Annotated in this window: 10 protein-coding genes and 1 pseudogene; 1 reads left to right on the forward strand and 10 read right to left on the reverse strand. The window is 72.3% G+C overall.

Going from position 1 to position 9,177, the window contains the following annotated elements; translation table 11 throughout:
• Nucleotides 1-123: 123 nt before the first annotated feature.
• From lepB (G3I42_RS17770) to G3I42_RS17815, 10 genes are all read right to left on the reverse strand, one after another.
• Entirely contained in the window at nucleotides 124-876 is a 753-nt protein-coding gene (gene lepB / locus G3I42_RS17770) for a signal peptidase I (RefSeq protein WP_203606943.1), read from the reverse strand.
• 94 nt (nucleotides 877-970) lie between these two features.
• Nucleotides 971-1,897: a signal peptidase I gene (lepB, locus tag G3I42_RS17775; RefSeq protein ID WP_164287125.1), complete on the reverse strand. Its 927-nt coding sequence runs from the start codon at nucleotides 1,895-1,897 to the stop codon at nucleotides 971-973.
• Nucleotides 1,794-3,182 (reverse strand): signal peptidase I, encoded by a 1,389-nt coding sequence (gene lepB / locus G3I42_RS17780; RefSeq protein ID WP_164287127.1) that lies wholly within the window; start codon nucleotides 3,180-3,182, stop codon nucleotides 1,794-1,796. Before lepB (G3I42_RS17780) ends, lepB (G3I42_RS17775) begins: the two co-directional genes overlap by 104 nt.
• Nucleotides 3,175-3,870 carry a signal peptidase I gene (lepB, locus tag G3I42_RS17785; RefSeq protein ID WP_164287129.1) on the reverse strand — a complete coding sequence of 232 codons (696 nt, stop codon included), beginning with the start codon at nucleotides 3,868-3,870 and terminating at the stop codon, nucleotides 3,175-3,177. The genes lepB (G3I42_RS17780) and lepB (G3I42_RS17785) overlap by 8 nt, the downstream gene beginning before the upstream one ends.
• 86 nt (nucleotides 3,871-3,956) lie before the next feature.
• Nucleotides 3,957-4,307 (reverse strand): 50S ribosomal protein L19, encoded by a 351-nt coding sequence (rplS, locus tag G3I42_RS17790; protein WP_008745407.1) that lies wholly within the window; start codon nucleotides 4,305-4,307, stop codon nucleotides 3,957-3,959.
• 128 nt (nucleotides 4,308-4,435) lie between these two features.
• On the reverse strand, nucleotides 4,436-5,353 hold the full coding sequence (gene trmD / locus G3I42_RS17795) for a tRNA (guanosine(37)-N1)-methyltransferase TrmD (RefSeq protein WP_164287131.1): 918 nt from the start codon (nucleotides 5,351-5,353) through the stop codon (nucleotides 4,436-4,438).
• A complete protein-coding gene (gene rimM / locus G3I42_RS17800) occupies nucleotides 5,350-6,036 on the reverse strand; it encodes a ribosome maturation factor RimM (RefSeq protein WP_164287133.1) in 687 nt (228 codons plus the stop codon). Before rimM ends, trmD begins: the two co-directional genes overlap by 4 nt.
• A gap of 141 nt (nucleotides 6,037-6,177) precedes the next feature.
• Nucleotides 6,178-6,417 (reverse strand): RNA-binding protein, encoded by a 240-nt coding sequence (locus G3I42_RS17805; protein WP_009068901.1) that lies wholly within the window; start codon nucleotides 6,415-6,417, stop codon nucleotides 6,178-6,180.
• A 1-nt stretch (nucleotide 6,418) separates the two neighbouring features.
• Nucleotides 6,419-6,847 carry a 30S ribosomal protein S16 gene (gene rpsP, locus G3I42_RS17810; RefSeq protein WP_030995531.1) on the reverse strand — a complete coding sequence of 143 codons (429 nt, stop codon included), beginning with the start codon at nucleotides 6,845-6,847 and terminating at the stop codon, nucleotides 6,419-6,421.
• Between the two features lie 459 nt (nucleotides 6,848-7,306).
• Nucleotides 7,307-7,951, reverse strand: a complete 645-nt coding sequence (locus G3I42_RS17815) for a hypothetical protein (RefSeq protein ID WP_203606944.1) — start codon at nucleotides 7,949-7,951, stop codon at nucleotides 7,307-7,309.
• A 668-nt stretch (nucleotides 7,952-8,619) separates the two neighbouring features.
• Between G3I42_RS17815 and G3I42_RS17820 the strand changes: the two are divergent.
• Nucleotides 8,620-9,177, forward strand: a pseudogene (locus G3I42_RS17820) (SAM-dependent methyltransferase); the annotation flags it as partial.

Consider the following 9,177-nt stretch of genomic DNA (forward strand, 5'->3'; position numbering starts at 1 on the left):
CCGCCCGCCTCGCCGTCTCCCCCACCCACCGTGCCGTCCCGCCTCGTGTCGCCCCCGTGGGCCGCGTCGTTCGGACGCGGACCGCCGTCCCGCCACGTACGCCCGCCTCCACCGTCCTCATCCTCACGCCGCACTCGCCGCCGCCTCCCTTCGGCGTCGCGCGGCGCGACGTCGCGCGGCACGTTGCGCGAGTGGGCCGTACGCCGCACCGCCGAGGATCAGTACGGCGCCGAGAACGACGGAACCCAGCAGGAGACGCAGCGGACCGGGCGTGGAGATGCCGCCCGGGAGCCCCGCGAAGCCGCTCGGGCGCTCCAGCATGCCGCGCCACGGCACGACGACGGCATCCACGCGCGCCGATACGGCGGAGCGGGGCACGGAGCCGCGCGCGACGTCGTCGAGGTGGGCGGTGGAGTCGAGGGAGCCGGCGCGTTCGTCGCCGAGGAGGAAGAGCCGGCCTTTGGGCACGGCCGTCTCTGGCAGTCGCGTGCCGCGGTGCGCGGCGTCGGTGGGGAGGTAGGGCTCGGCGATCTGCTCACCATTGACGGTGAGGTGGCCGTCGGTGCAGCAGGCGACCTTGTCGCCGCCCACGGCCACGACGCGTTTGACCAGCGTCTCGTTGCCCCAGGCGCGGTCCTTGAAGACGACCACGTCGCCGCGGCGTACCTCGTCACCCGATATGCGTTGCCCGAGGACGCGGTCCCCGGCGTCGATGGTCGGGGCCATGGAAGGCGTGGGCACGGTATACGGCCGGTACTGCCAGGCCCCCCAGGCGAAACCGCCGACGAGCAGGACGAACCCCAGTGCGACGACGAGGCCCGACAGCACGTTCCCCTTGCGGCTTCCGGGCGGGGCCGTACCGGACGATGCGCTCATGGTGGTGCCCCCAGATGGAACGGTGCGTCACCGGGTCGGCGCACCCCGGATACGGGGCGTCCGACCACGATGATCGCCGGTCTGGGGAGGCACCCTACCCGTCGGTACGCTCGGCAGAAAGCCTCCGCCTGCGCCAGAGCACGAACGGGAAGGCACCCACGAGGCCGAGGGCAGCAGGGGCGGTGGCGGAGGCCGCGGCGTTGATGCCGGACTGGTGGAAGGTGTCGGGGACCGAGAGCGTCGACCAGCGGTTCGGCGGCCAGGCGATCACGAAGGCGCGGCCGATGACGTTGTCGACCGGGACGAAGCCCTGGTTGCGGTCGGTCTGGTGGTACCGCGAGTCGGCCGACGCCTGACGGTGGTCACCCATCACCCACAGCTTGTCCTTGGGCACCTTGACCTTGAACTGGCCGCCTTCGTCCACCGAGCAGGGGGTGTTCCCCTGGAAGACGTACGGCTCGTCGAGCGGCTTCCCGTTGAGCTTGAGGGGGCCGGTGCCGTTGCATTCGACGGTGTCACCGCCGACGCCGATGACGCGCTTGATCAGGTCTTTCTCGTCCGCGGACGGCATCAGCCCGATGAAGCTGAGGCCCTTCTGGAGGATGTTGGGCGTGGGCGTGGGCTCGTTCTCCAGCCAGCGGTCGGGGTCCTTGAAGACGATCACCTCGCCGCGCGAGGGCTTCGAGCCGAACCACGGCGTGAGCTTGTCGACGAGCACCCGGTCGCTGACCTGGAGGGTGTTCTGCATCGAGCCGGACGGGATCGAGAACGCCTGCACCAGGAACGTCTTGATGATCAGCGCCAGGACCAGGGCGATGACGATCAGCAGCGGCAGTTCCTTCCAGAACGGCCGCGGCTTCTTCGGGGCGCTGGTCCTGCCATGGCCTCGCGGGGTGTCCGCGTCGGACTCGGTCACCTCAGGCTCCCGCCCTTCTCCGGCGCCGGCCGGCCCCGCGCCTCCCTGCTCCGGCTCTTCCGGCCCCTCGTGTCCGGACCGGGCGCCCACCGCGACGTCCCCCACGCTCACTCCTCACTTCGAGCCATTGCCCACGCCGTAGGAGACGTGGGCCCACTACTCCCATAACGAGCGGGAGTTCCGCAGGGGTCGGGAGCGCGACGCCGGCCTTCGGCCGCGCCTGGGCCAGACTATGCGAGTCCTCTGTGCGTACGGGCCACCCGGACGCCGCGTCGGGGACCCGCGCGAAGCGGTCCCTGTGCCCCGGCGTGGACCAGTGCCCCAGGGGCCAGACGACGGCGACGGCGCGCCCCACCACGGCGTCTTCCGAGACGGTTCCGTCGTAGCCCGCGTCGAGGTGGTAGCGGGAGTCACCCGAGTTCGCCCGGTGGTCCCCCAGCACGAAGAGGCGCCCGGCCGGGACGTGGACCCGGAACTCGACTTCGGACGGCCTATTCCCCGCACGCACGTACGGCTCCTCGACGGCCTGTCCGTTGACGGTGATCCGTCCGTGCGCGTCGCAGCAGGCGACGGTGTCGCCGCCGACGCCGACGACGCGTTTGATCAGGTCTTTCTCGTCCGCGGACGGGAGGAGGCCGATGAACGCCAGCCCCTTCTTCAGCTGCCGCACGGGTCCGGACGAGGTGTCCTGGCCGGGCGCCTCCTCGCCGAGCCAGCCGCCGGGGTCGCGGAAGACGACGACGTCGCCGCGGTGCACGTCGGCGCCGAACCACGGGGTGAGCTTGTCGACGGCCACGCGGTCGCCGATCCGCAGTGTCTCCTCCATCGATCCCGAGGGGATCACGAAGGCCTGGACGAAGAATGTCTTCAGGACGAGGGCGATGAGCAGCGCCGCGCCCAGGAGGAGGGGGATCTCGCGCAACGTCGCGCGACGTCTGCGGCGCGCGACGCGACGTGCCCGCGCGCGACGTCCCACGCGCCCCACATCGCGTCGGGCCGCGGCGGCGGCCCCGTACGTCGCCTGCGCGTCGCGCGGTGCCTGCGCGTCGTACGTCGCCTTCCCGTCGTGCGACGCGTCGTAAGACGCCTCGACGTCGCGCACGGAGCGCGTGGCGTCGTGCGCGTCGTACGGGGCACCTTCCGCGCCGTCCGCCCCGCCCACGCCGTACGGGGCGTCGTCTGGGGCGCCGTCCGCCTCGTACCGGACGTCGTGGCCCTCGTACGGAGCCTCGCGGCCTCCGGACGCTGCCGCCTCCCGCTCGTCGTACCAGGCGTGCCACGTCGCGTCGGGCGAGGGTCCCGCCTCCCCTGACGCGCCGCCCGACGCGGCCTCGTCGTCGCCGTCGTCCGCCGTTCCGCGATGCCCCGGCTGTCCCCCGTGCCTACCCATGGGCCGCGGCGGACGGCGCGGGAACGCGCGCGTAGGCGTCGCGTTGTTGCAGGCCGCTCCAGCGGCTCGGCGGCCAGACCACCAAGTCGGCCCGGCCGCGTACGGCGGAGAGGGGGATCATGCCGCCGCCCGGCGAACCGAGGTGGTCGCGCGAGTCAGCGGAGTCCGCGCGGTGGTCACCGAGGACGAAGAGGCGTCCGGCCGGGACCACGATGTCGAAGGCGACGTCCGAGGGGGCGTCCCCGGTGTGGAGGAAGGGCTCGGTGACCGGCTTCCCGTTGATCGTGAGCCTGCCGTCCTTGGCGCAGCACCGCACCCGGTCCCCCCCGACTCCCACGACGCGCTTGATGTAGTCGCCGTCACCGAAGTACCCGGTGCCGTCGAAGACCACGACGTCGCCGCGGCGCGGCTCGCCGCCGAAACGGTACGCCAGTTTGTCGACCATGACACGGTCGCCGGCGTGCAGCGCGGGTTCCATCGACGCGCTCGGAATCCCGAAGGGCTGGGCGACGAAGCGGCTTACGAGGAGCAGGACGACGACGAGAGCCAGCCCTCCGACGGTCCAGACACCGCCGGGCAGCCAGGACAGACGAGAGCGCGACCCCTCCACCGCCCGGTCCGTCGCTTGTGCGGACGGATTCGGTACGGCGGAGCGGTCGCGCTCCGTGTCCTGCGTTTCGGTGTCCATGGCGCCCCGATGCTATCGGGCGACGCTGTGGGCCCTGGGGGCCGTGGTGGCCCGGTGCGCGCGGCCCGCCGACCGCGCGTGCGAGATCAGCTCTCGCGCTTCTCCTTGATCTTCGCGGCCTTGCCGCGCAGCTCACGGAGGTAGTAGAGCTTGGCGCGACGGACGTCACCGCGGGTCACCAGCTCGATCTTCTCGACGATCGGGGTGTGCACGGGGAAGGTGCGCTCCACGCCGACGGAGAAGGAGACCTTGCGGACCGTGAAGGTCTCGCGGACGCCCGAGCCCTGGCGGCGGATGACGACGCCCTTGAACTGCTGCACACGGGAGCGGTTGCCCTCGATGACGCGCACGTGGACGTTGACGGTGTCGCCCGGGCGGAACGACGGGAGGTCGCTGCGCAGCGACGCGGCGTCGACGGAGTCGAGCAGGTTGGACATGTGTGTCTGCTTCCTCGCTGATGCCACAGGTCATCAACGGAACATGGTGATGAGTGAAGGGTGCCGCTTCATCGGGCGGGCGTCGTTCCCCCTGTGGCAGGGGCGCGCGCCGGACGGACGGCAGCGGCCTATTCTTCCACGTCGGAGGGGGTTGGCCCAAATCGGCCGTCGGGTCCCTGCCGCCAGCCCAGGATGGACAGCGTCTCGCGGTCCTTCTTGTCGAACGCCGCGGGGTCGCAGCGCGCGATGAGGTCGGGGCGGTGCGCGACGGTGCGCGCCAGCGCCTCGTCGCGACGCCAGCGCGCGATGCGGCCGTGGTGACCGCTCAGCAGCACGTCGGGGATGCCGCGCCCCCGCCAGGACGGCGGCTTCGTGTAGACGGGACCTTCGAGCAGGTCCGCCATGGCCCCGGGGGCGAAGGAGTCGTCGCGGTGCGACTCGGCGTTGCCGAGCACGCCGGGCAGGAGCCGGGCGACGGCTTCCGTGATGACGAGTACCGCCGCCTCGCCGCCCGCGAGCACGTAGTCACCGATGGAGACCTCGTACACGGGCAGCCGCGTCGCGTACTCCTCCATGACGCGCCGGTCGATGCCCTCGTACCGCGCCGGTGTGAAGATCAGCCAGGGGCGGGCCGACAGTTCGACGGCGAGCTGCTGGGTGAAGGGTCGGCCGCTCGGCGTCGGCACGACGAGGACCGGTTCGCACGCCCCCGCCTCGTAGCCGTCCGCGAGTACCTCGTCGAGCGCGTCGCCCCACGGCTCGGTCTTCATGACCATGCCGGGCCCACCGCCGTACGGGGTGTCGTCGACGGTGTTGTGACGGTCGTACGTCCAGTTGCGGAGGTCGTGCACGTGGACGTCGAGCTGCCCGCGGGCGCGCGCCTTGCCCACGAGGGAGACGTGGAGCGGGTCGAGGTACTCGGGGAAGATCGTGAGCGCGTCGAGACGGAGCGAGGGGGCGGCGGGGGGCGACGCCGTCGGGGTCGCGGGCTCGCGCGACGTGGCGGGATGCGACGTAGCGGCGGTACGCGGCGCCGGGGCGGTCACCGGGGGTCCTCGGGCGCGACGTCCCGCGACGTCGCGTCGTGCCCGGCGGATGCCGCGTCGCTGCCGCGCGACGTCACGCCGTCCGTACGCGACGTGCCGCGCGACGTCGCGTCGCCCGACGTCGCGTCCGCCTCCGTACGCGGCGTCTCCCGCTCCGACGCGACGTCGGCCTCGTCCGGATCGAGCAGCCCGCGCGGCGGATTGATCACGGCGCGCTGTTCGTGGAGGTCGATCTCGGTGACGATCTCCTCGACGAAGGGGATCATCACCTCGCTGCCGTCGGGGCGCTCGACGATGAAGAGGTCCTGCGAGGGGAGGTGTGAGATCTCCGTGATCCGCCCGATCTCCTGGCCGTCCTCGGTGACCACGTCGAGGTCCATGAGCTGATAGTCGTAGAACTCCTCGGGGTCCTCGGGCACCTCCTCCGGATCGATCTCGGCGATCAGCAGAGTGTTGCGCAGCGCCTCCGCGGCGGTGCGGTCCTTCACGCCCGCGAAGCGCAGCAGCAGCCGGCCGCTGTGCACCCGCCCCTGCTCGATCGTCAGCGGCCCGGCACCGGGCGGATCGGTCGCGAGCACGGCGCCGGGCGGGAGCCGCAGCTCCGGCTCGTCCGTACGCACCTCGACGGTGACCTCACCCTTGATGCCGTGGGCGCGGCCGATCCGTGCGACTACCAGCTGCACTCTGGGGATCTCCTGTCCTGCTACGACGCCTGCTGCGACGTGGGTCCTGGTACGACGACGGGCCGGGGCCGGCCCGAGGGCCCGCCCCGGCCCGCGCCGGTGCTGTGCTGTGTCCGGTGGGACCTCAGCGCGTGTACGAGTTCAGCGCACGTGGTCCACGTCGACGAGGTCGACGCGGACGCCACGGCCACCGATGGCACCCACGACGGTGCGCAGGGCGCGCGCGGTGCGGCCACTGCGGCCGATCACCTTCCCGAGGTCGTCGGGGTGCACCCGTACCTCGAGAACGCGCCCGCGGCGCAGGGTGCGTTCAGCCACCTGCACATCGTCGGGGTTGTCGACAATGCCCTTCACGAGGTGTTCGAGAGCCTCGTCGAGCATGTCAGCCCTCGGTCGACTCGGACGAGTCGGACTCGTCCTTCTTGTCGGCCTTCTTCGCCTTCTGCGTGATGGCCTCGCCCTTGGGCTCGTCGCCGGCCTTCGCCGAGACGGCCTCGAAGAGACCGCTGTGGTCGGGCTTCGGCTCCGGCTGGAGCAGCGGCGCCGGGGCGGGCTCGCCCTTGAACTTCTGCCAGTCGCCGGTCTTCTTCAGGATGGCGAGCACGGGCTCGGTCGGCTGCGCGCCGACACCCAGCCAGTACGCCACGCGGTCGGCGTCGACCTCGATGCGCGAGGGGTTCTGCACCGGGTGGTACAGGCCGATCTCCTCGATCGCACGGCCGTCACGGCGGGTGCGGGAGTCGGCGATGATGATGCGGTAGTGAGGCGCGCGGATCTTGCCCAGACGCTTCAGCTTGATCTTGACTGCCACGGGAGTGGTGTCTCCTGGTCTTGACGGGGTGGGGCACCGGATGATGCCGCGTGGGGTTGCGGAATCCGACCGGGCCCGCAGGACACGTCAGCCGGAGGAGAGAGGGGTCCTGTGCGGCTGTCGAGTACAGCTGTCCATTCTGCCACAGCCGCCGACGCGCCCGAACCCGTGGGGAGAGGCAGCCGGGCCGCGCTCACCGCGGGAGCGGCGCGACGTGAGGGAGACGACGCGACGTCGCGTGCCATGCCGCGACGTACGAAGCGCTGCGACGCGACGTGGGGGGCGATCCCGCGCGACGTCGAGGCCGGCGCGGTGGGGCGGCGCGACGGGAGGTCGGCGCGACGCGACGTCGCGCATGGCGAAGCCGGTACGCGCCGGAGCGTCCGGCGGCGTGGCACGTCCGGGGCGGGGCCGGACATGCCGCGCCGTCGGCTCGCACGGTGGCGCGCGGCCCGGCGCTCAGGACATGGCGGGGACTGCCGGCTCGGGGATGCGGAAGGGCTCCCCGCACTTGCCGCACATGATCGGCGCCTGGGCGAGGACCGAGGGAACGACGCGTACGTTGCGTCCGCAGTCGCACACCGCCTTGACGCGTACGCCGCCGCCGGACGAACCGTGCCGGGCCGCGGGGCCGCGGAAGCTGCTCGACGAGTCGGTGGAGGTCGCGGCGGTGTGCGCCTTCAGCGCGCGGTGCAGTTGGTCAATCGTGGCCCGGTACCGCTTCCTCGCCTCGGTACCGAGAGTCACGAGGGAGAAGCCGCTGCTCGGGTGGGGCTCCTCGGGGTGGTCCAGGCCCAGTTCCTCGGCGATCGCGAGAAATCTGCGGTTGTGGTAGCGGCCGGCGCGGGAGGTGTCGCGTACCCCCCGGGCGGCGGCGAGACCGTGAACTGCCTCGTGGAGCAGTCGTTCGAAGGAGAGTTCGTGTCCGCAGGCGGACGAGGACTCCCCGATCAGGGACTCGGGCGCGGCAAGATCCGGCAGGTCGGGGTGGTACCGCTGAATATCGGCCCACGCCTGCGCCAGCTCTGCGGCGAGAACAGGTGGTGTCGTGCTCACGTCGTGACCAACGAGCCGCGCGCGCGGCGTGTTCCTATTCCGGGCCATCCCAAATAATTTGCTCGTACCCGCCAGTTGGCCGTGATGCGTCCGGAGGAGGGCGGGTGCGTCGATGTGCGGAGAAGCCGTCACAGCTCCCCGCAAGACGGTACGTAGCGCCGCTACGCGCGGCGTCCGGCGACGCGGCGCCCGGATACCTCAGGGACCGGCGGCGGGGAACACCCGGCGGAAGGACGCGGGCGGGCGGTCCGGCGCTGTTGCGTGCCGCGTCGCGCGACGGGGCGACGTTACCGCGCGACGTGGGCGGCATCCGAGGCGGGGTACGGCGGACGGATACGGGTGACGTCGCGTGCTCCGACGACGCGACGTCGCGGTGACGTCGCCTCGCGGGCCGCAAGCCGGTGCGGCGGCGCGGTGACATCACGCGGCGTCGCGCGGCGAGCCTCGTCCGGCGGCATGAAGGGGGCGCCGCTCCGGGCAAACCGGCATGCGAACGGCGCACGGAAGCGCGGAACGTGGCACACAAGCATTGGCCGACAAGCCCCGGGTCTCCCCTGGACGGCGTGGCGCGGACGGAGTTTCCTGGCATACGTGGGGGAGCACGCGCGGACAAGCGACGGCTCACGCCGCGCACGAGGGCGGCACGGGCCACACGGGGGCGGACTGCACAGGCATCACACACCTCTGGGCCGATAGGGGCGCCATCCATGACATCCATGCTCGTGCGGGAACCACGTCGCGGGGCCACGGGCTCCCGGCACACACACGACGAGGAACGGGCCGCCCTCGACTGGGCGGAGATCCAGGAACGCATGCTCGTCCCGCTCTACACGGCGGTGTACGAACGCCTTGCGATCGGACCGGACGCGCGTCTGCTCGGCCTGGGTTGCGGGGCGGGGCTCGCGTTGGTGCTCGCGCGGGCGCGGGGCGCGACGGTGACCGGCGTGGACGAGGGGCCGAGGGCCCGGCTGGCGCTCGCCGCCGAGCGCCTCGGCTGCTCCGTGACGGAGGTGCGGCGCTCGCGGGAGCCGGTTCCCCCGCCCGGGGCGGCCGTGGTACGCCGCGACGTCGCGTCGGGTGACGCGGCGCATGGGCCGGTAGACGTCGCGACGTCGCGTCTCCTGCACGGGATGCCCGCTCTCCTGCGCGACGTGGACGCGCCGCCGCACACCGTCGTGACCGCCTTTCAGCCCGCGGGCGCGACGGCAGGCGACTACGAGACCCTCACGGCGCGGCTGCGCGCCGCGCTGCCCTTCGCTGCACGCGGCGCGACG

Origin of the sequence: Streptomyces sp. SID11385 (genome assembly GCF_010548245.1) — a bacterium.
Lineage (GTDB): Bacteria > Actinomycetota > Actinomycetes > Streptomycetales > Streptomycetaceae > Streptomyces.

Bases quoted from the DNA above. Each gene is read 5' to 3' on its own strand.
- G3I42_RS17805 (WP_009068901.1), bottom strand. From the start codon at position 6,417: ATGCTCGACGAGGCTCTCGAACACCTCGTGAAGGGCATTGTCGACAAC.
- lepB (WP_203606943.1), bottom strand. From the start codon at position 876: ATGAGCGCATCGTCCGGTACGGCCCCGCCCGGAAGCCGCAAGGGGAAC.
- G3I42_RS17815 (WP_203606944.1), bottom strand. From the start codon at position 7,951: ATGGCCCGGAATAGGAACACGCCGCGCGCGCGGCTCGTTGGTCACGAC.
- lepB (WP_164287127.1), bottom strand. From the start codon at position 3,182: ATGGGTAGGCACGGGGGACAGCCGGGGCATCGCGGAACGGCGGACGAC.
- rplS (WP_008745407.1), bottom strand. From the start codon at position 4,307: ATGTCCAACCTGCTCGACTCCGTCGACGCCGCGTCGCTGCGCAGCGAC.
- lepB (WP_164287129.1), bottom strand. From the start codon at position 3,870: ATGGACACCGAAACGCAGGACACGGAGCGCGACCGCTCCGCCGTACCG.